The sequence below is a fragment of the Nocardia sp. CDC159 genome (assembly GCF_023740735.1).
In the GTDB taxonomy this organism is placed as follows: Bacteria; Actinomycetota; Actinomycetes; order Mycobacteriales; family Mycobacteriaceae; genus Nocardia; species Nocardia pulmonis.
This window is the reverse complement of sequence record NZ_JAMRXH010000016.1, coordinates 75,424-96,039: the sequence shown is the minus strand read 5'-3', so window position 1 is coordinate 96,039 and position 20,616 is coordinate 75,424. Positions and strand designations below refer to the sequence as shown.

At 68.1% G+C, this 20,616-nt stretch carries 18 protein-coding genes and 1 pseudogene; 6 read left to right on the top strand and 13 right to left on the bottom strand.

What is annotated here, in order from left to right:
• Nucleotides 1–157: 157 nt before the first annotated feature.
• Together NDR87_RS28890 and NDR87_RS28885 are read right to left on the bottom strand one after the other, a co-directional pair.
• Nucleotides 158–643, bottom strand: coding sequence for a DUF488 domain-containing protein (locus NDR87_RS28890; protein WP_251916701.1), 486 nt, complete (start codon nucleotides 641–643; stop codon nucleotides 158–160).
• Nucleotides 644–659: 16 nt separating this feature from the next.
• Nucleotides 660–1,013 (bottom strand): nuclear transport factor 2 family protein, encoded by a 354-nt coding sequence (locus tag NDR87_RS28885; protein ID WP_251916704.1) that lies wholly within the window; start codon nucleotides 1,011–1,013, stop codon nucleotides 660–662.
• A 60-nt stretch (nucleotides 1,014–1,073) separates the two neighbouring features.
• Between NDR87_RS28885 and NDR87_RS28880 the strand changes: the two genes are divergently transcribed.
• Nucleotides 1,074–2,048, top strand: coding sequence for a YafY family protein (locus tag NDR87_RS28880; RefSeq protein ID WP_251916706.1), 975 nt, complete (start codon nucleotides 1,074–1,076; stop codon nucleotides 2,046–2,048).
• 46 nt (nucleotides 2,049–2,094) lie between these two features.
• Here the strand turns inward: NDR87_RS28880 and NDR87_RS28875 are convergent, their stop codons facing one another.
• Complete coding sequence (locus NDR87_RS28875) at nucleotides 2,095–2,943, bottom strand: polysaccharide deacetylase family protein (protein WP_251916709.1); 849 nt, start codon at nucleotides 2,941–2,943, stop codon at nucleotides 2,095–2,097.
• 70 nt (nucleotides 2,944–3,013) lie between these two features.
• A complete protein-coding gene (locus tag NDR87_RS28870; RefSeq protein ID WP_251916712.1) occupies nucleotides 3,014–3,715 on the bottom strand; it encodes an SDR family oxidoreductase in 702 nt (233 codons plus the stop codon).
• A 218-nt stretch (nucleotides 3,716–3,933) separates the two neighbouring features.
• Between NDR87_RS28870 and NDR87_RS28865 the strand changes: the two genes are divergently transcribed.
• Both NDR87_RS28865 and NDR87_RS28860 read left to right on the top strand, forming a co-directional pair.
• The gene (locus tag NDR87_RS28865; RefSeq protein ID WP_251916714.1) at nucleotides 3,934–5,271 is read left to right on the top strand and encodes a glycogen debranching protein; all 1,338 of its coding nucleotides are present in this window, start codon (nucleotides 3,934–3,936) and stop codon (nucleotides 5,269–5,271) included.
• A 143-nt stretch (nucleotides 5,272–5,414) separates the two neighbouring features.
• Nucleotides 5,415–6,080, top strand: coding sequence for a glycoside hydrolase family 25 protein (locus NDR87_RS28860; protein ID WP_372494326.1), 666 nt, complete (start codon nucleotides 5,415–5,417; stop codon nucleotides 6,078–6,080).
• Nucleotides 6,081–6,159: 79 nt separating this feature from the next.
• Here NDR87_RS28860 and NDR87_RS28855 read toward each other — a convergent pair whose 3' ends face one another.
• The 7 genes and pseudogenes from NDR87_RS28855 to NDR87_RS28825 all read right to left on the bottom strand — a co-directional run bounded on the left by NDR87_RS28855 (nucleotide 6,160) and on the right by NDR87_RS28825 (nucleotide 13,548).
• Nucleotides 6,160–6,459 carry a hypothetical protein gene (locus tag NDR87_RS28855; protein ID WP_251916716.1) on the bottom strand — a complete coding sequence of 100 codons (300 nt, stop codon included), beginning with the start codon at nucleotides 6,457–6,459 and terminating at the stop codon, nucleotides 6,160–6,162.
• A gap of 100 nt (nucleotides 6,460–6,559) precedes the next feature.
• Entirely contained in the window at nucleotides 6,560–8,659 is a 2,100-nt protein-coding gene (locus tag NDR87_RS28850; protein WP_251916718.1) for a PhoX family phosphatase, read from the bottom strand.
• Between the two features lie 115 nt (nucleotides 8,660–8,774).
• Nucleotides 8,775–9,512 (bottom strand): amino acid ABC transporter ATP-binding protein, encoded by a 738-nt coding sequence (locus NDR87_RS28845; protein WP_251916720.1) that lies wholly within the window; start codon nucleotides 9,510–9,512, stop codon nucleotides 8,775–8,777.
• A 76-nt stretch (nucleotides 9,513–9,588) separates the two neighbouring features.
• A pseudogene (locus tag NDR87_RS28840) lies at nucleotides 9,589–11,399 on the bottom strand (ABC transporter substrate-binding protein/permease).
• Between the two features lie 17 nt (nucleotides 11,400–11,416).
• The gene (locus NDR87_RS28835; protein ID WP_251916722.1) at nucleotides 11,417–12,523 is read right to left on the bottom strand and encodes a YeiH family protein; all 1,107 of its coding nucleotides are present in this window, start codon (nucleotides 12,521–12,523) and stop codon (nucleotides 11,417–11,419) included.
• A 5-nt stretch (nucleotides 12,524–12,528) separates the two neighbouring features.
• Nucleotides 12,529–12,666: a hypothetical protein gene (locus tag NDR87_RS28830; RefSeq protein WP_251916885.1), complete on the bottom strand. Its 138-nt coding sequence runs from the start codon at nucleotides 12,664–12,666 to the stop codon at nucleotides 12,529–12,531.
• Between the two features lie 108 nt (nucleotides 12,667–12,774).
• Complete coding sequence (locus NDR87_RS28825) at nucleotides 12,775–13,548, bottom strand: LLM class F420-dependent oxidoreductase (protein ID WP_251916724.1); 774 nt, start codon at nucleotides 13,546–13,548, stop codon at nucleotides 12,775–12,777.
• A 177-nt stretch (nucleotides 13,549–13,725) separates the two neighbouring features.
• Here NDR87_RS28825 and NDR87_RS28820 point away from each other — a divergent pair, with 177 nt between their 5' ends.
• The gene (locus NDR87_RS28820) at nucleotides 13,726–14,808 is read left to right on the top strand and encodes an ABC transporter ATP-binding protein (protein WP_251916726.1); all 1,083 of its coding nucleotides are present in this window, start codon (nucleotides 13,726–13,728) and stop codon (nucleotides 14,806–14,808) included.
• 153 nt (nucleotides 14,809–14,961) lie between these two features.
• On the opposite strand, the gene NDR87_RS28815 is transcribed toward NDR87_RS28820, so the two are convergent.
• Nucleotides 14,962–15,474: a helix-turn-helix domain-containing protein gene (locus NDR87_RS28815; protein WP_251916728.1), complete on the bottom strand. Its 513-nt coding sequence runs from the start codon at nucleotides 15,472–15,474 to the stop codon at nucleotides 14,962–14,964.
• Nucleotides 15,475–15,583: 109 nt separating this feature from the next.
• Between NDR87_RS28815 and NDR87_RS28810 the strand changes: the two genes are divergently transcribed.
• Nucleotides 15,584–16,753, top strand: coding sequence for a thiolase family protein (locus NDR87_RS28810; RefSeq protein WP_251916729.1), 1,170 nt, complete (start codon nucleotides 15,584–15,586; stop codon nucleotides 16,751–16,753).
• 26 nt (nucleotides 16,754–16,779) lie between these two features.
• On the top strand, nucleotides 16,780–17,751 hold the full coding sequence (locus NDR87_RS28805; protein ID WP_251916731.1) for an o-succinylbenzoate synthase: 972 nt from the start codon (nucleotides 16,780–16,782) through the stop codon (nucleotides 17,749–17,751).
• Here NDR87_RS28805 and NDR87_RS28800 read toward each other — a convergent pair.
• The gene (locus NDR87_RS28800) at nucleotides 17,743–20,589 is read right to left on the bottom strand and encodes a P-loop NTPase fold protein (protein ID WP_251916734.1); all 2,847 of its coding nucleotides are present in this window, start codon (nucleotides 20,587–20,589) and stop codon (nucleotides 17,743–17,745) included. The genes NDR87_RS28805 and NDR87_RS28800 overlap by 9 nt on opposite strands.
• Between the last annotated feature and the right edge of the window lie 27 nt (nucleotides 20,590–20,616).

Sequence of the window (20,616 nt, the reverse complement as noted above, 5' to 3'; positions counted from 1 at the left end):
GCGCCGGGTAGCGGAAGCCTTTCGCCCAGCTGGGGACTGAAGGCTTCGCTTCGTAGGGAAGCGAAACGACTTCTCCTCCAAGGGAAGGCGCAGGTGCCGAGGGCAGGTCGGCTGTGCGCTAACGCGGCTCAGGGGAACGAGGCGGCGTGGGGATGGGTCAGGACGGGCGGAGGTTTGTGATCGGCAGGCCGTGTTCGGCGTGTATGCGCGCGGCTACGAGAGAGCGGTGGCAGGCCTCCGGGTCGCGCTCGACGCAGAACAGAGCGGTTGTCGCGGCGGGCGGGAGTTCGGCGATGAGGGCGGGAAGGGGGAAGGGGGCGAGAATTTCTCGGGTGTAGCGGTCGATGTAGTGGGGAGCCAGCATGATTCGGTTGCGTTTACCCACGCCCTGGCGGTCGTCCTCGCGGTACTGGAGGTGGCGTAGGTCGGTTGTCGGTGCCAGTTCCCTGATGTGGCGGTAGCCAATGTCCGCCTCGGCGAGTGTGCGCTGCAGCCGGGTCGAATTCGCCCACGAGTAGTCGGGGCCCCGGACGCCGCGGCGCTGGCGGAGGTCGAGGAGGAGCCGCACGCCAGCGCCGGTGAGCTCTTCGAGGAAGGCTTCGGCCGTGAAACCGTAGACGCCGATGGTCGCGATGCCGGTCATCGCAATCCCCGAGCCATTAGGGCACGAGTGCCGGTTGGTCCACGACCCACAGCCAGGAGCCGTCCGGTTGGCGACGGGCGATCTCGACGGTCACCTCGCCGGTGGTCAGCGTGGACGCGGTCAGCGCCAGATCGCCGCTCACCAGCGCCGGATGCTGCCTACCCGGCGAGAGCACCGGTGCGGCCGCGACGAACTGCTCGTACACCGCGCGGATCTGGGCATGTCCGGTCGTGAGGTTGCCGGGCGGGAACGCCAGCACGGCGTCCGGCTCGTACAGCGCCACCAGTCCGTCGACATCGCCCGCGTTGGCGCGCTCGATGAAATACCTGCCCAGGTCGTTCGGGTCGGTGGCCACATTCTCGATTGTCATGCCGACAAGCCTTCCAACGAAACACGACATCCTGTGTCGTGTATTCGATAAAGTTTTCCCATGCGCGCCGACCGACTGGTCTCACTGGTGCTGCTGCTGCGCCGCCACGGCCGGATGTCCGCGCCCGAGCTGGCCCGCGAATTGGAGGTCTCCACCCGCACCGTGCTGCGGGATATCGAGGCGCTGTCCGCCGCGGGCGTCCCGGTCTACGCCGAACGCGGCCGACACGGCGGCTTCGCCCTGCTCCCCGGTTTCCAGACCGAGCTCACCGGGCTGAATCACGACGAGGCACTCGCCCTGCTGGTCGCCGGATCACGGCGCGGCGCACAGGCATTCGGCCTCGGCGCGGCGCTCGCCTCGGCCATGCGCAAGGTGGTCGACGCGCTACCCGAGAGCTATCGAGCCACCGCGGCCGACGCCGCCCAGCGCGTGCTCATCGACCCGGAAACCGACCTCTTGGCGCGTCGGCTGGTCGCCGAGGAGATCCCCGACGCCATCGTGACCGCGGTCCGCCGCGCGGTATTCACCGGACACAAACTACGCATCCACTACGCCGCCGCGGACCAGCCCCCGAAATGGCGCACGGTCGACCCGATCGGCCTGGTCACCGTGCGCGACCAGACCTACCTGCTGGCCACGAGGTCCGGCGCGGACCGCACCTACCGCCTGTCCCGAATCTCGGCCGCCGAGGCACTCCCCGAACCCGCCCAGCGACCGGCCCGCGTCGACCTCGACCGCGCCTGGCAAGAACGCACCACCCGATTCCGAACCGGCGGCCCCCAAGTCACCGCCCTACTACGAGTCAACCCAGCCCATCGAGACGAACTGACGGCCATCGCCCTAACCGTCCACCCCGCCCCACCCGACTCAACCGGCTGGCCCCGCCTACAGGCAACCTTCCAAGACCCCAGACACGCCGAATGGACCCTATGGCACCTCGCCCCCAACGCAGAAGTCCTCTCCCCCGAGTGGCTACGCACCTCCCTACACAACCGCGCCACCGCAACCATCACCCACTACGAAACCCCACCCTGACCCTCCCCACCCACAGAGCAGGCCCGCCGAGCGAAGCGAGGCTGGGTCAGGCGGGCGGGAGGAGGACGTCGTTGAGGGTGACCATCGACAGGTTGCGGTCCTTGATCAGGGCGACCAGGTCGTTGTAGCAGTGGGTGACCGGGGGATGGTTGGCATGGCCGATGACGATGGTCTGGGGGTTGAAGTACTGGTGGGCCATCTGGCGGATGTAATCCTCTGTGACCAGTTGGGCGTCGGAGAGGGAGCCGTACCACATGGTGGGGACGGTGTAGCCGCAGTCGGCGGCCACGCGGTCGACGGTGGGGTCGTGGTAGCCGAAGGGCGGGCGGAAGTAGGGGGTGCCGTCCACGCCGAAGGTGTTGTGCAGGAAGGCTTTTGCGCGGTTGAGCTGGTCGGCCACACCCGCGGGGGAGAGTTTGGTCAGGGCGGCGTGGTCCCAGGTGTGATTGGCCAGTTGGATCTGGCCGGATTCGACCAGGGGGCGCAATGCGTCTCGGTGGATGGTCCACGAGTCGTAGTACGCCGTCACGAAGAATGTGAAGCGCGCGCCGGTGTCGCGGGCGAATCGGATGTAGGCGCCGACGACCTCGGGGCTGGAGCCGTCGTCGACGGTCAGCGCCAGGCTCCGGCCCGGACCGGGCAGGGCGGTGATGGCGCCGCGCGACAGTCGCGTCTTGGGTCCGCCGGGCGGGGGCGGCAGCAGCGGCGGCGCGGGCGTTGCCGTACTCGGCAGCGCGCTCCCCGAGCCGCCGGAACCGCTCGGCGGTCCTCCGGGCGAACCGCTCGGCGGCGGATCTCCCTCCGCCAGCGCCGATCCGACCATCGCCGCGGCCGCACCGGCGGCTCCAGCCGCCAGCATCGTCAGGAACTGGTGCCGGGACAAGGTCGAACTCATAGCACACCAAAGATATTCGGTCGCCCGCGGAATCTCGTGAATATTCGATGACGCCGCGCCGAAGCTTCGGTCATCGCGCGATCGGACGCAGCACGATTTCGGTGGGATGCGCGTCCCGCGGCGTCTCGACCGCGTTACGCACCGCCCGCGCAACCGTTTCCGCGGTGAGGAACTCCTCGGGCCGATACTCGCGCCCCTCACCCGCCACGATGGCGCGCTGCATATCGGTATCGATCCGTCCCGGGTGGATCGAGGTGACCCGCAGGTCCGATTCCTCCTGCCGCAACGCGTCCCCGAACGCCCGCAGCCCGAACTTGCTCGCGGCATAGACGCCCCAGCCCGGATTGGCCCGCAGCCCGGCGCCCGAATTGATCAGCACCACATGACCTTTCGCGGCCCGCAGCGCGGGCAGCAGCAGCCTGGTCAACTCGGCGACGGCAATGAGATTGGCCTCCAACGTCTCCCGCCACTGCCGCACCGACGATTCGGCGATCGGCCCGAGTTCCCCCGCAACGCCCGCGTTGTGCACCAGGACATCGAGCCGCTCGATCGGGGCCGCCGCCCGCGCCACCGCCGCGTAGTCGGACAGCTCCACCGGCCAGCCGGTGGCCCCGGGCAGTTCGGTCAGAATGCCGGTCAGCGAATCGGCCGACCGCGCGCCCAGCAACAGCCGATGGGTCGGCGCCAGCTCGCGGGCGATGGCCGCCCCGAGCCCGCGGCTGGCCCCCGTGATCAGGGCGGTCGGCTTACCAGAGGAGCTCTCGGTCACCATGCCCTCACCGTAGTAAGTGCCCGATTGGCGTAACCACGCGGCCACACCCGACGATGGTCACGGCAGCCCACCTGTCCCGGGGGCCAGCCAGGCATTCCCAGTCACGAACCGAGGCGAACAGGGTGACAACTGCCGATCAACTGCCGGTCACGCACCGGCCGACGAGTGCCGAACCCGCGCAGCGCGCATACCTGCGGGTGGCATCGCAGAATAGGGAGATGAACGGACCGGGTTTCACCCCGACGCAGTTGGCCGCCCGCGCGGCCTACCTGCTGCGCGGCAACGACCTGGGAACCATGACCAGCGCCGCGCCCAAGCTCTATCCGCATATGTGGAGCTGGGACGCGGCGTTCGTGGCGGTGGGCCTGGCCCCGCTGAGCGTGGAACGGGCGGTGGTCGAACTCGACACCCTGCTCTCCGCGCAGTGGAAGAACGGGATGATCCCGCACATCGTGTTCGCGGGCGGCCGCGACGGCTACTTCCCCGGCCCCGCCCGCTGGGAGTGCCGCAGACTGGCCGTCAACGCCCCCGACGGCCCCGACACCTCCGGCATCACCCAACCACCCGTGCACGCCATCGCCGTGCAGCGCGTCCTGGACCACTCCCGCAGGCACGGCCGCAGCACCCGCGCGGCCGCCGAGGGATTCCTGGATCGCCGCTGGCCCGATCTCATGCGCTGGCATCGCTGGCTCGCCCACGCCCGCGATCCCAAGGGCAACGGCCGCATCACTCTGTACCACGGCTGGGAATCGGGTATGGACAACTCGCCGCGCTGGGATCGCGCCTACGAGAACGTGATTCCCGGTCCCGATCTGCCGCCCTACGAGCGGGCCGACATCCATGTGGTCGATCCGTCGCAGCGGCCCACCGACCGCGAATACGACCGCTACCTATGGCTGGTCGAGCAGATGCGCCGCTGTGGATACGACGATTTCCAGATGGCCTCGACTCTGGGCTTCGCGGTCGAGGACGTCTTCGTGACCGCCGTCTTCGCACTGGCCTGCGAGGTGCTGGCCGGTATCGGCGAGGACTATCGGATGCCGAACGCCGACGTGCGCGAGCTCTACGAATGGGCCGACTACTTCCGTGCCGGGGTCATCGCCACCACCGATCCGCGCAGCGGCGCGGCCCGCGACTTCGATCTGCGGCTGGGCCGCTGGATCGAGACCGAGACGCTGGCGATGTTCGCGCCGCTGCTGTGCGGCGGCCTGCGTCGCGATACCGAGCGCAGCCTGCTGCGGCTGTTCGAGGGTCCGCGGTTCTGCGGCCATCCGGATCTGCGCTACGCGCTGCCGCCGTCCACCTCACCGGTGTCCAGGGACTTCCGCCCGCGCGAATATTGGCGCGGACCGGTGTGGCCGGTGATGAGCTGGCTGTTCTCCTGGGTCTTCGCCCGGCGCGGCTGGGCGGAACGATCGTTCATGCTGCGGGCCGAGGGCCTGCGCCAGGCCAGCGACGGCAGCTTCGCGGAGTACTACGATCCGTTCACCGGCGAGCCGCTGGGCAGTATGCAGCAGTCGTGGACGGCCGCATCGGTTTTGGACTGGCTGGGTTAGCCACGAGCAATCTTCCTCGCCGAGGCACAGCCGCGTCTGTGGTCACATCGGCCGGAACTGCCTACCCTCATATCATGCATCGACGCACAGTGGCTCGCTCCGAAGTACGTCGCACAATGCTGGCACTGACTCTCGCGGCGGCGATGGGCACACTATCGGCAACTGGCATTGCCGCCGCGCAGCCGACCGGACCGGACGTATCGTCCTGGCAGCACGTCGACGGCCGGTTGATCAACTGGTTCGAGGTGCGTGCCGCCGGGCACCATTTCGCGATGGTCAAGGCGACCGAGGGGTTGTCCTATATCAATCCCTACTTCGTGCCCGACAGCCTGCTCATGCGCGCGGCCGGCGTGGCCCGGGGCACCTACCACTACGCCCGCCCGCAGCTGCCGCCCGAACCGCAGGCCGCGCTGTACGCGAGCGTGGTGCTCGGGCAGAACGGGCCGCTGGATCTGCCGCCGGTGCTGGATCTCGAACATTCCGGCGGGCTGCCCCCGGCCGCGCTCGTCGACTGGACCCACCGATACCTGAACACGGTGCAGGCGTTGACCGGTCGCGTCCCGATCATCTACACCTATCCGCACTTCTGGAAGACGGCGATGGCCGATTCGCACGAGTTCACCCGCTATCCGCTGTGGATCGCCGACTACCGCGGCAACCCACAACCCGAGGTGCCGGGCGGCTGGCCCACCTGGACCTTTTGGCAGACCACCGATTCGGGGCGCATCCCGGGGATCGCGGGGAATACGGATCTGAACGTGTACAGCGGAGCGCAGGGTGATTTCGCGCGCTTCGCAAATATGGCCTGAGCGTGAACAAGTGGGCCACGTGCGGTACGCGGCCCACTCACCCACCGGAAATCGCTCCGCACCCGGTACCCCGACCCGATCAGTGGCAGTCGTAGTGCCCGTTGTGGGCGGCGTGGCGGCAACCGTCGTGGATGTAGTCCACATGGTCGCCGTGCGGGATGGCCACATGTCCACAGCCCTCGCCGTGCTTGTGGGCGTGGCCGCCGCCGTGCTCGCGGTGCTCACCCGACTCGCATTCGTCGAAGTGCCCGTCGTGGGCGCGATGCAGATGCCCGTCGTGGACGTAGTCGACGTGATCACCGTGCGGAACGGCGACGTGCCCGCACCCCTCCCCGTGTTTGTGGGCGTGGTCGGTATGCGGCGCATGTGCTGTCGTCATCGAACTCCCCTCTTTCCGTAGTGCGGATGGATGGGTGGTGCCGATCACATACAGTAATAGCCATACATTTGCTCTTCACTCCCGACCCGCCCGGGCCCGCTCACGCGCCGATATTGCCCCCGCCCTTCTTCCAGACCGACACCACCGACGGTCGCGGCAGGCCGGTGCCGCCGTCGGGCCAGTGCGACGCGGGCTTCTCGGCGGTGGCGTCGTCCCGTTCGCCGGGGTGCTGGACACAGACCGTGATCCGCTTGTTCGTGACGGTGGGACCGCAGGTCTCCGCGCCGTAGGGCACGGTGAGGAACTGTTTGGTCTCGCCGCGGTTCGGCCCGTCGAGCACCACCGAGAACAGCCCGTCGTTGGCCTGCATGGCACGGGAGGAGTCGGTGGAGATCCAGAGGTTGCCGTGCTCGTCGAAGGCGAGATTGTCGGGCGCGGCGATCGGGCTGATCTTGGCCTTGTCGAATCCCGCGAAGTAGGTGTCGGCCGTCTTCGGATCGCCGCAGAGCATGAGCACGCTCCAGGTGAATGTGGTGCCCGCGTGCTCGTCGTCGAGCTCGAGCACCTGCCCGAACTTGTTGGCGGTGCGCGGATTCGCCTCGTCCACGGCGGGTTTGCCCGCGGTGCCGCGCTGCTCGTTGTAGGTGAGCGCGACATACACCTTGCCGGACTTGGGATTGGCCTCGAAATCCTCGGGCCGGTCCATCTTGGTGGCGCCCACCTTGTCGGCGGCGAGCCGGGTGAACACCGCGACCTCCTCGGCGGTGAAGCCGTCGACCTGCGAGGTGGCCCTGCCGTCCTCGGCGGTGATCAGCAGCGGAATCCACTGCCCGGTGCCGCTGAAACCCTTGTCGGAGGGCGTCTTTCCGGTGCCATCGATCTTGTCCGGGTGATCGCCGGTGAACTTGGCGACGTAGAGGGTGCCCGCGTCCAGGATGGTGGTGTTCGTGCGGCGATCGGCCGCCGTGCCGCCGGAGGCGATCTTGCGCGCGGACACGAACTTGTACATGTAGTCGAACCGCTCGTCGTCGCCCATGTAGGCGACCACGGTGCCGTCCTCGGTGACGTGAATGGTGGCGGCCTCGTGCTTGAACCGGCCGAGCGCGGTGTGCTTGATCGGGGGCGCGGCCGGATCCCACGGATCCAACTCCACCACCCAGCCGAACCGGTTGGCCTCGTTGGGTTCCTTCTCCAGATCGAAGCGCGGCTCGTGACGCTCCCACTTGCGTTCGGAGGCGCCCTGCGAGAAGCCGTAGCGCTTCAGACGCGCCTTGGTCGGCTCGTCGGCGACCTTGCCCGCGTTGGCGAAGTACTGGTTGACGTTCTCCTCACCCGACAGCACCGTGCCCCAGGGGGTCACACCGCCGGAGCAGTTGTTCAGCGTGCCCAGCACCCTGGTGCCGGTCGGGTCGGCGGAGGTCTTCAGATACGCGCTGCCCGCGGCCGGGCCGGTCACGACGAATTCCGTGGTGCCGGTGACGCGGCGGTTGTACCGGCCGAATTCCGGAGTGAGCCTGCCGGTCGCGGCCTCCCCGCGCACCTGGACCACCGAAAGGCCATGTGCGGCAAGGGCGATGCGATAGTGCAGTGCGGAGGGGTTCTCCTTGTCGTAGCCGAAGAACATCTGCGGTTCGGTGGTGTACTCGTGATTGACCACCAGCAGGTAGGTGTCGGCCTGCCCCTCGACCGGCAGCAGCGCGGCGAAGTCGTTGTTGAAGCCGAACTGCCTGGCCTGCGCCTCGGGGGTCTGTGCGGCCGGATCGAATGCCGGTGCGTCCGCGAATACCGGATCACCCCAGCGGATCACGACATTGTGCTCATAACCCTCGGGAACCACGAGCGCGTCCTCGGAATTCGGCGCGACGGGCTGGAAGTTGGTGCCCACCGGCACCCCGTCGACCAGCGTGCCACCGGCGGCGGTCTTGGCGGGTTCGGAATCGCCGCAGGCCGCGAGCAGACCACCCGTGCCCAGCGCCGCGACCACCGCGGCGCCGCCCTTGAACAGGCCGCGCCGGGACAACGCCGCGCGGACCACATCACCGAAGTATTCGTTGTCCGAGGTGTTGGGCGCCTCGTGCGCACAGGCGTTGCCGCACTTGTAGGTACAGGTGATGGCCGCGCGCTTGGGCTTACCGTCCCGCTCCACGAACAGCGGTAGCGGTTTGATCGCCGCATCGTGCGGCGAGGGCTGAGAACTCACAACATGCTCCAGGTTTCGCTCTGTTGCGCGCAGCGTAGACAGTGCAGGCAAGTTGCCGACGCCGAAAAAGTGAACCTTGGACCAATTAGGTTGCCCTCATCCGGGCCGCCCGCGGCTACAGCACCTGCGAGAGGAACTGGCGCAACCGCGGCGTCTCGGCCGCGTCGAAAATCGCGTCCGGGGTACCGGATTCCACGATCCGCCCCTCGTCCATGAACACGACGCTGTCGGAAACCGAACGGGCGAAACCCATCTCGTGTGTCACGACGATCATGGTCATCCCGCCCGAGGCCAGCTCGGCCATCAGCGACAGCACGCCCTTGACCAGCTCCGGATCCAGCGCCGAGGTGGCCTCGTCGAACAGCATGAGCTCCGGCTTCATGGCCAGCGCGCGGGCGATGGCGACCCGCTGCTGCTGACCGCCGGACAGATTGGCCGGACGGGTGTCGGCGCGCCCGGCCAGGCCGACGGCCTCGAGCTGTTCCAGCGCCTCCGCGCGGGCCTGCTCCTTGGACAGTCCGCGCAGTTTGCGCGGTCCCAGCGCCACATTGTCGGCGACGGTCATATGCGGGAACAGGTTGAAGTGCTGGAACACCATGCCGATCCGCTGGCGTAGCCGATCCGGATTCTCGGTGAGCACCGAGACATCGTCGATCAGCACATCACCGGCATCCGGCTCGTGCAGCCGGTTCAGCACCCGCAGCAGCGTGGATTTGCCGGAGCCGGACGGGCCGATGACCGTGGTCGTCTTCCCGGCATCGACGTGGATGTCGATCCCGCGCAACACCTTGTTGCGTCCGAGGGTCAGATGCAGTCCGGTACCGGTGAGCGAGGAACTACGGAATTCACTCATGCGCTCTGTCCTTTCGAGCATGACCGGAGGCCCTCCGTGGTTACGCACGCTGCTGCCTCCTCCGGGTCTTGACCGGTCACGCTCCGCGCCCTTCCGTGATGACGGCCTGTTCGACCGGATCGATCGGATCCTCCGCACGACCGGTGCGCAACCGCCGGTCGATGTAGTTCACCAGATGGGTGAGTGGGATGGTGAGCAGCAGGTACATCAGACCGGCCGCCACCAGCGGGGACAGATTTCCGGTCTGGGCGTTGAGGTCTCGGCCGACCGCGAACAGTTCCCGCTGGGTCGCCAGCAGACCCAAGAAGTAGATCAGCGAGGAGTCCTTGATCAGCGCGATGAACTGGTTCATCAGCGCGGGCAGCACCCGTCGCACGCCCTGCGGAATCACCACCAGCGTCATGGCCTGCCGGTAACCGAAGCCGATGGCCCGCGCCGCCTCCATTGTCCGGCCTCCACCGATTGGATGCCGGAGCGGAAGATCTCGCCGATATAGGCGGCCGCCAACAGCGCCAGCGCGACCGCGCCCAGCCAGTACGGATTGTTGCCGGTCACATTCTTGACCACCGGGCCGATGCCCAGGCCGATCAGCAGGATGATCACCACCGCGGGCAGGCCGCGGAAGATATCGGTGTACACCCGCGCGGGCCAGCGCAACCAGCGCGTGCGCGAGATGCCCGCGACCGCCAGCAGCATGCCGATGACGGTGCCGAGCGCGCCCGAGACCAGCGCCAGGATCAGCGTGTTCGGCAGACCGGTCGCGAGCAGGTCCGGAAAGGCCTTGCGGTACAGCGACCAATCGAAGAACGTGTCCTTCAGTTGCGCCAGGGTGGATTTCGGCGCGGCCTGCGGCGTATCACTGCGCTGGTGTTCGGCCGCGATCTTGTCGAAGTCCGGAAGTTCAGGTGTGGCAGCGGCTTTCGAGCCCGGCTTCCAGCCCGGGGGCAGCGGCCGCGGCTCCCATTCCGAGTACAGTCGCGCGTAGGTGCCATCGGCGATAACGGCGTCCAGGCCCGCGTTGAGGGCGTCGATCAGCGGCTGATTGTCCTTGCGCACCGCCCACGCCGTGAAGTTGTCCAGGCTGAAGGTGTTCTGCACGATCGAGGTCGGATCGCCGGGCTTGATCGTGCCGGTGGCCTGGGCCGAGGGCGCGACCCAGGCGTCGATCTGACCGGACTTCAGATTCGCGTAGGCGGTGTTGTAGTCCGGGAACTTGACCGGGTCCAGGCGCAGGGTGTTGACCACGTACTCGTCCTGCACCGTGCCCTGCACCACGCCGATCCGCACGCCGGGCCGCAGATCCGAAAAGCCCTTCAGCGCACTGCCGTTCGGCACGACCAGCGAGAAGTAGCCGAAGTCGTAGCCATTGGTGAAACCGACCAGCTGGCGGCGGGCGTCGGTGGTGGTGATGCTCGACGAGCCGACGTCGAAGCGCCCGTTGGCCACCTGCGCCAGCAGGCCCGCGAATTCGGTGCCGGAGAATTGCACCTGCAGGCCCAGCTTCGCGCCGATCGCCTTCAGCAACTCGTTGTCGAAGCCGGTGAAGGCGCCCGCCGAGTTCACGCAGATGCTCGGTGGAGCGTCCGACAGTGTCCCGACGCTGAGCTTGCCGGGGGTGAGCAGGCCGAGCTTGTTCGTATCGATCCGATCCAGCGGCACGGTATTCGCTGTGGTGTAGCGGTCACTGCCCGCCGAGGCGCCCGAGGCCAGATTCGTCGGCGCCGAGGAGGCCGACGCCACGCCCGGCGGGGCACAGAGGTCACGGCTTGCCGATGAGTTGCTGCTATCGGAGCCGCAGGCCGTCAGCATCAGGAGGGTGACGGCCGACACCACCGCGAGCAGCGCACGGGATCGAGATACGGGCAAACGTGCCATAGCCGAGAACATTAGCCGGGCGATATCGGTCAGCCGACCACGCCCCAGTGCAGCACCCGCACGGTGAACAGCACCAGGCCGAGTGACACGGTGGCGACCACCACCAGGCCGACCACGGCCACCGCCAGCGGCCGCCAGCCCGTGCGGCCGAGCTCCCGGAAGTTGGTATTGAGTCCGACACCCGCGAAGGTGAGCAGGAATGCCCACTTCGAGACGTTGCCGAGGTTGGTGATCTGGGACTTGTCCAGCCAGTGCGCGGTCACCAACGCCGAGACGGCCAGGAAGCCGAGTACGAACTTGGGGAACTTCGCCCACACGAACGCCGCCTTGGCCCGCAGCCCGGGCGCGAGGACCTCGGCCTCGCCGCGAGCGGCCCAGTACAGCGCGAAGGCGAGCACGACGAAACCGATCAGCGCGTTGCGGGTGGATTTCACCAGCACCGCGAGCTTGCCCGCGGCGTCGGAGTACGCGTAGCCGGTGGCGGTCGTCTCGGCGGTGTTGTCCACCGCCAGCCCGGCCCACAGCCCGAATTCGTGATCGGTCAGGTCCAGCCCGTGGCCGATGGCGGGCAGGGTGAACAGCGCGACCGCGCCGAGGGCGAGGATGGCGGCGATCGCGTAGCTCACCTCCGAGTCGCGGGCGCGGATCGCGCCACGGGTAGCCACGATCGCCGAGACGCCACAGATCGAGGTGCCGACGGCCAGCAGCGAGCCGAGCTTGCCGGACAAACCCAGCAGCCGGGCCACGGTCAGGATGATCGCGCCCGCCACGGTCATATCGATCAAGATCAGCACGAAGCTGGTGCCGCCTAGTTCGGCGATATCGCCGAGTACGAAGCGCGAGCCCAGTGCGACGATGCCGATCTTCAGCCAGAACTCGTAGGTACCGATGCCGGGACGGAAGATCTTCGGCACTCCAACAGTATTGGCAATGATCAGGCCGAAAAGTATTGCCCAGAGCACATATTCGATATCCGGAAAGCGCCAGTGGTGGGCCTTGACGAACGAGTTCACCCAGATCTGGGTGTATTTGCCGAGCAGACCGATGGCGATCAAGAGGAGAATGCCGGGCAGGTAGGCGAGGAGGGCGGGGCGCTGCGTGGATTCGATTGCGGGCGAATTCGTTTCGGTGGCCATCGCGCTCACCACGGAATCGTCGGCAGCACGCCGGTGACCGCCGCCAGGGTGATGACACCGGCCACGATCACCGCCCACCAGTCGAGGCCGATGCGCTCCCACACCGGCGGGCGCTCGCTGGGGACGGGGCCCGGCTCGCTCATGACGCACTCCCTCATCGCTGCCGATCGCGGCGCGGTCTCCCGCGATCAGCAGCCATGGTGAGGCGTGCCACACCGATGAGGAAGTAATGGAATCAGGATGATTCGGAACTATCCGGCGCGCTGATCCCGCCAGCGGATGGCCGCTTCCACCTCGGACAGGTCGTAGTCGGGTCCGCTGGAGCCGATGGTGAACAGCGTCGCGCCCGCCTCGACGAGGGTGTCGGCCCGCGCGGCGCCCGGCCACTCCACCGAGCGTTCGATGGTGGCCGGATCGGTGCCGACGTCGGCGCAGTGGTCGGCGAGGATCTTCGACTTGCGTTCCAGCACATCCACATCCGCGAAGGTGTGCCAGATGTCGGCGTATTCGGCGACCAGGCGCAGCGTCTTCTTCTCGCCGCCGCCACCGATCAGGATCGGGATCTCACGCAGCGGTTGCGGGTTGAGCTTCTTCAGGCGGGCGTCGATGCGAACCAGGTACTCCTTCAGCAGCGCCAGACGCGTTCCCGGGGTACCGAATTCGTAGCCGTATTCGTCGTAGTCGCGCTGGAACCAGCCCGCGCCGATGCCGAGGATCAGGCGACCGCTCGAGATGTGGTCGACGGTGCGGGCCATATCGGCGAGCAGGTCGGGGTTGCGGTAGCCGCCGCCGGTGACCAGTGCGCCGAGTTCCACGCGTTCGGTCTGCTCGGCGATGGCGGCGAGCATGGTCCAGCATTCGAAGTGCTCGCCCGCGGGGTCGCCGGAGAGCGGATAGAAGTGATCCCAGTTGAACACGATGTCGACACCCGCGTCCTCGGCGCGGCGCACGGCATCGCGGATGAGGTCGTAGCGGGGGGCGTGCTGCGGTTGCAGCTGAACTCCGATGCGGATCGGTCGGCTCATAGGAAGCGCTCCTCGTCCTGGTTGTGGGCCGTTCCCGAGGCTACTCGCGGCGCGGGATTGTCCGCATCGCCGTTGTTTCGGGGGCCGCAGCGGTTAATATTCGAGCCGCGGCCACCGCCGCACCCCCTCTACTCGGATCGTCCGGCACGTTCCTGCCGGTGAAGGGATTGATTTCGCATGGCCACGGTCACCTTCGACCGCGCGACCCGGCTGTACCCGGGCGCCGCCAAACCCGCTGTGGACGAGCTGAATCTGGAGATCGCCGACGGCGAATTCCTGGTTCTGGTCGGCCCGTCCGGCTGCGGCAAGTCCACCTCGCTGCGCATGCTCGCCGGGCTCGAGGACGTCGACGGCGGGCGCATCCTGATCGGCGACCGGGATGTCACCCACGCCGAGCCCAAGGAGCGCGATATCGCGATGGTGTTCCAGAATTACGCGCTCTATCCGCATATGACCGTGGCCGAGAACATGGGCTTTGCGCTGAAGATGGCCAAGGTGCCCAAGGCCGAGAAGGAGCAGCGCGTCCGCGAGGCGGCCAAACTGCTGGATCTCGAGCAGTACCTGGACCGCAAGCCCAAGGCGCTGTCCGGCGGTCAGCGCCAGCGCGTGGCGATGGGCCGGGCGATCGTGCGCCAGCCGCAGGTGTTCCTCATGGACGAGCCGCTGTCCAATCTCGACGCCAAGCTGCGCGTGCAGACCCGCACCCAGATCGCGCAGTTGCAGCGCCGGTTGGGCACCACCACCGTCTACGTCACCCACGACCAGGTCGAGGCCATGACCATGGGCGACCGTGTGGCGGTGCTGAAAGACGGCCTGCTGCAGCAGTGCGCGGCCCCGCGCGACCTGTACCGCGATCCCGCGAATCTGTTCGTGGCCGGTTTCATGGGCTCCCCCGCCATGAACCTGTTTACCCTGCCGGTCTCGGGCGGCGCGGTCACCCTCGGCGGCCACGCCCTGCCGGTCCCGCGCACCGTCGCCGACGCCAGCGACGGCACGCTCGTCGTTGGAATCCGCCCCGAACACCTCGAACTCAGCACCTCCGTCGGCGTCGCCATGGAGGTCGACGTGGTCGAGGAACTCGGCTCCGACGCCTATGTCTACGGCCGCAGCCTCGGCGAATCCGGCCCCGGCACCGGCGAAACCATCGTCGCCCGCGCCGACTGGCGCAAGCCCCCCGCCAAGGGCGAAAAGCTCAACCTGACCGCCTCCGAGGAACACATCTACTTCTTCGAACCGGCAACGGGCAAGCGCCTCAACTGAACCCGCGCCCCGCACCGCCCGCTGGGCGGACGGTGCGGGGCAATGGGGGTGCTGACGGACGGCGTGGGTATTGGGGTGCTGGCGGACGGCGTGGGTATTGGGGGTGCTGGCGGACGGCGTGGGAATTGGGGACGCTCGCCGACGGTGGTTGGGTTAGGGGGTTGGGGTGGGTTTGGTTGGGCGCCTTTGTTTCCAGGCCCTGTTGAGGCGGATTCTTATGCCCTCCAGGGGGACCTCGGTGCCGGAGGGGCTGCGGATTTCTACGCGGATGGGCGCGCCGGTGGCGTCTTCCAGGCGTTCCAGTGGGGGGACGCCGTTTTGGAGGTATTTGTCGCCCCATTGCCATAGGGCGATGACGACGGGGATCAGGTCGCGGCCCTTTTCGGTCAGGACGTATTCGTGGCGGGTGCGTTTGCCCTCCTCCTGGTAGGGCTGTTTGCGCAGGATGTCGGCGTCGGTGAGTTTGCGGAGGGCGGCGGAGGCGGCGGCGTCGGTGATGCCGACGCGGGCGGCGAAACCGTCGAAGCGGGTGGTGCCGTAGAGGGCCTCGCGCAGGATCAGCAGCGCGGAGCGGGTGCCGACGATGTCGAGCGCCTTGACGATCGAGCAATCGGTGGGCTTCCACTTGTTCAGGTCGCGGAGCGGCCCTTCCAGTACTGCGGACATGGCGCTCATCATACCGTTCCTGACTTGCGACAACTATTGTCAGCTCCTAATCTGACTATAGGGAACGATAGTTTGATATCGCATCGTCGCGATCCCGGAAGGACATCCCATGAGAGACGCAGTGATCGTCGAGGCCGTACGCACCCCCATCGGCAAGGGCAAGCCGACCGGCGCGCTGCACGACGTGCATCCGGTGGATCTGCTCGCGCACAGCCTGCGCGAGGTGGTCCGGCGCAGCGGCATCGATCCGGAGCTCATCGATGACGTGATCGGCGGTGTGGTCACCCAGGTCGGGGAGCAGGCCGCCAATGTGACCCGCCGGGCCGCACTGGCCGCGGGATATCCGGAATCGGTGCCCGCCACCACGGTCGATCGGCAGTGCGGCAGCAGTCAGCAGGCCGTCCACTTCGCGGCGCAGGGCGTGATCTCGGGGGCCTACGATGTGGTCGTCGCCGCCGGACTGGAGTCGATGAGCCGATTGCCGATGGGCTCCAACCTGATCGGCGCGACCGACCTCGAAGGAGCGGCGTTCCGCGAGCGCTATCCGGAAGACCTCGTCCCGCAAGGCATCAGCGCCGAGCTGATCGCCGCGCGCTGGGGCATCGGCCGCACCGCCATGGACGAGTTCTCCCTCGCCAGTCACGAAAAGGCCGCCACCGCGACGAAGAACGGCTCCTTCGACGCCCAACTCGCCCCGATCGCCGGACTCACCACCGACGAGGGCATTCGCGTGGGCAGCACGCTGGAGACCCTGGCGGGTCTGCGCCCCGCGTACTACAGCGACGAATACGCCGCCCGCTTCCCCGAAATCGGCTGGAACGTCACCGCCGCCAACGCCAGCCAGATCAACGACGGCAGTGCGGCGCTGCTGATCATGAGCGGGGAGAGGGCACGGCAGCTCGGCCTGCGCCCGCTCGCCCGGCTGCACAGCTTCGCGGTGGCCGGCGACGATCCCCTGCTGATGCTCACCGCGGTCATCCCCGCCACCCACAAGGTGCTGCGGCGCGCCGGGCTGCGGCTGGCGGATATGGATCTGATCGAGATCAACGAGGCGTTCGCCTCGGTGGTGCTGGCCTGGCAACACGACACCGGCGCGGATCTGTCCCGGGTCAATGTCAACGGCGGAGCGATCGCGCTGGGCCATCCGCTGGGCGCCTCCGGCGCCCGCCTGGCCACCACCCTCGTCCACGCCATGCGCGAGCGCGGTGCTCGCTACGGCCTGCAAACCATGTGCGAGGCGGGCGGTTTGGCGAACGCCACCATCTACGAGCGGCTGTAGGCCACGCACGGCGATAGGGTGAGCCGGTGAGCGACCAGCCGAATTGGGAAGCCGCCGTCGTCTACGCCATACCGCTGCGGAACCGCTTTCGCGGTATCACCGTGCGGGAGGGCGTGCTGCTCGAGGGCCCACTCGGCTGGGGCGAGTTCTGCCCGTTCCCCGAATACGACGACCGGGAGGCCGCGAACTGGCTGGCCACCGCCGTCGAACAGATCACGATCGGCTGGCCGGAGCCCCGGCGCGAACGCATCCCCGTCAACTGCACGGTGCCCGCGGTGGATCCCGAGCGTGCCCACGCCATCGTCGCCGGCTCCGGCTGCCGCACCGCCAAGGTCAAGGTGGCCGACCATCTCGATTCCCTGCCGGAGGATCTGGACCGAGTGGCCGCCGTCCGGGACGCGCTCGGCCCCGGCGGGGCGATCCGGGTGGATGCCAATGCGGTCTGGGATGTGGACACCGCGGTGTCGCACATTGGCCGAATCGACCGTGCCGCAGGCGGTTTGGAGTACGTCGAGCAGCCGTGCCGATCGATCGAGGAACTGGCCGCGGTGCGCCGCCGCGTGGATGTCCGCATCGCCGCCGACGAATCCATCCGTCGGGCCGAGGATCCGCTGCGCGTGGCCGTCGCCGGGGCCGCCGATATCGCCGTCCTGAAATGCACTCCCCTCGGCGGTGTCCGCCGCGCCCTGCGGGTCGCCGAGGCGGCCGGGCTGCCCTGTGTGGTGTCCTCGGCACTGGAGACCAGCATCGGGCTCGGCGCCCAGCTCGCCCTCGCCGCCGCCCTTCCCGACCTCGAATTCGCCTGCGGCCTGGGCACGATCGACCTGTTCGAGGGCGATGTGGTCGACGACTCGCTGCGCCCCGTCGATGGCTACCTCCCCGTTCCCGTCGGGCCCCCGCGGCCGGATCCGGAGCTGCTCGCGCGCTTGCGCCACCCGGATCCGGAGCGCGAGCGGTGGTGGCGCGCGCGGCTGGACCGGGTGCGCTCACTAATGTGAGTATTCGATCCAGGCCGGATCCCGGACCGCATCGGCGGGCGGGGGAGCGACGGCGGGCAGGATGACGTAGGAGAAGCAGCGGATCCGGGGCAGCCAGAGCTGCAGATCCCGCAAATCTGTGAAGGTGATCACCTTGCTGACGGTCAGCAGGCCCCGATACAACCGGTACCAGTGCGCGACATGGTTGTCGGGCACCGTGCCGACGATGCCGTTCGATCGCCCGCTGCCCGACCAGCGCGGTTCGAGATCGGCGACGAAATCGGACCAGGCCAGATCGGGACGCCGATGGGCCAGCCCACCACCGATGCGAGCGCCCGGATTCGGGGTGGCGTCGAACATCGCACCGAGCACACACGACTGCGCGGCCAGCATGCCGAGCAGCACCGCCACGGCCTCGAACTCACCCGGCCGCCCGTCGAGGCCGAGGAATCGCGACGACGAGGACAGATCGCGGGTCGCCCGAATCATCCGATAGAGGTTGAGCATTCGCTTGGCCTCACGCGGCGTCTCCACGAACAGATCGAAGGCGCCCAGCACCGTCAACTCCGGTTCGGTGAGCGGGTGCGGCGGCTCGGCCGCGATCGGATTCAGTTGCTGGGTCGCGACCTCGGAGCCGGGCTCGATCGGGATCGATGCCACGTCGTCGCTCGCCATCGGCCTGCCCCGCAGCGGCGCCCTCGTATTCACCGCGCCGGATTCCTCGCGCTGCGGCCCGGGTGGCGGACCGGCGAAGGACTGCAGCAATCTGCCGAGACCACCGGCCGACATGCGCGGCAGGATCAGCGGGACGTTCAGGATCTTCTCCAGATAGTCCTCGGGCGAATGCCAGTGCGCGTTGTTGTCGTCGGCCGCATCGGCCAGCAGCAGATCGGCGTACCGGCTGCGCAGCGAGCGCAGCAGCCAGCGCGGATCCACACCCACCACGACGACGAACAATTCGAAGGCCAGCAGCAGATGCACGGCCTGCAGCACGTCCACGACCTGTGCGGGGGAGCAGCGATCGAGATCGTCGATGTAGAGCACCACCCGGTCGATCGGGCGGCGGCCGTCCGCGGGGTGGGGATCGGCACGCCATTCGTTCATGAGGGTGACGAGTTGCTCGAAGTCTTTTCGAATCGTCGAGACCAGGCCGAGGTTGCCGGCGTAGGCGTCGCCCTGGGCGCGCTCGGCGAGGAAGGTGTAGAGCCGCTGCCCGGGCGCGAGCTGGGCGAGGCGACGGCCGAGCTCACCCACATGCGCGATGACATCGTCGAGCTGGGCCTGGGCGACGCGCTGATCCGCCTGGGCCGCACGCAGTTTGGCCAGGGTGCCCGCCATCTGGTCGCCGACCGCGCGCTCGGCCGCATCGTGCATCTCGCCGCGCAGTTCCTCGCTCAGCTGCCGGAGTTTGCGCAGCCCCGAATGGCCCCGGCTCGCCAGATAGGCGAGGCCGCCGAGCCCGGTCACCAACGCGGACAGGCCCGAACCGAGGGCAAGATAGTTCTTCATCCCGGCGGCCAGGGCCGGAATCAGCAGGCCGAGACCCAGCAGCGCCACCGCCGCGGTCAGCGACAGCAGGCCGATCCGGGACCGCGACGCCCGGCGCAGCGTATCGGCCTCGTCGAGCGAACCGTCCAGCTCGCCGACCAGGACGTGCGCCTGCTCCTTGGCATCGGCGATACCGAGTTCACGCCACAGCAGGTCGGTGGTGTGCCGGAAGGTCTCCGAATTGCGCAGGGCGTCCAGCAGATTCAGCGCCGTGCTCTCACGGCGCGCCACCGCCTCGTTGACCTGCGCCTGCAACCGCGCCACCGTGGCACGCGCCTGCTCCGTGGCCAGCTCCAGCTGACGACGCTGGTCCAGACGCTCGGCCAGCTCGGCCCGCAGCCGTTCGGCCCGATCCGACGCGCTCGCACCGGTGCCGGCCAGCTGCCGGAATATCTCGTCACCGAGGCTGGCCCACAGATTCGTATCGGTGTAATGCCAGGCGTTGAAACCGATCTGGACGATCTCCCGGCAGTAGCGCGGATTGCCGGACATGGCGAGTCCGTCGATCCGATCGCGCAGCATCGCCATGAAAAAGCTCTTTCCGGAGCCCCATTCGCCGAAGACGCCCAGCGACAGCGGCAACGGTGTGGCCTGGTCGGCGATGACGGTGGCGAGCATCGAGACATAGGGTGCGACGCCGAGCCGATCGTGGGACAACGGAATTCCGCGGTTGGGATCGACCAGATCGCTGCAGACCCCGCCGGCGAGCTCGGGGCTGGCCACGGCCGCCGCGACCGCTTCGAACTCGGCCCGAATGGCCTCGACGGCCACGTCTCGCTGGCAGATGAAGATCAACTTGTCCGCGCCGCGCTCGGTCATCTTCCGCATCGTCGCGACCGCCGCCGGAACCATCACCCGCGCCACCGACCGGGCCGGAAGTCCGAGAGCTCCGGTCGCGAGCAGCGGCAGTCCGATCGCACGCGCGCCGGTCGCGCGCGCCACCTCGAGCGATCGGACGGTGGCGGCATGCACCGACTCATCGGTGACATCACCGGTGGCAATGCCGTTGAGCTGGACCTCCCGCCCGTGCACGCTGACCAGGATCGCGCGCGCGAGCGGCATACCCGGCCGCGCGGCGGCGGGCAGGGGCAGCACATACGGCTGCTCGGAAGTCACCGCCCGATACGGGATTTCATCCCATGCCGCGTCCGGGAATCGGTTTCGCAACGCACCACCCAGCAGGCCGAGACCACTGCCCACCGAGACGACGATCGCATCGATCTCCAGCGCCCACGGCTCACTCGTCTCCGCCACCGCGAACTGGACACCGTCGATCGTCCCCAGCTCGATCGTTTCCGGCGCACCCGCCATGATCCCCCCTCATCGTTCGTCCCCAAC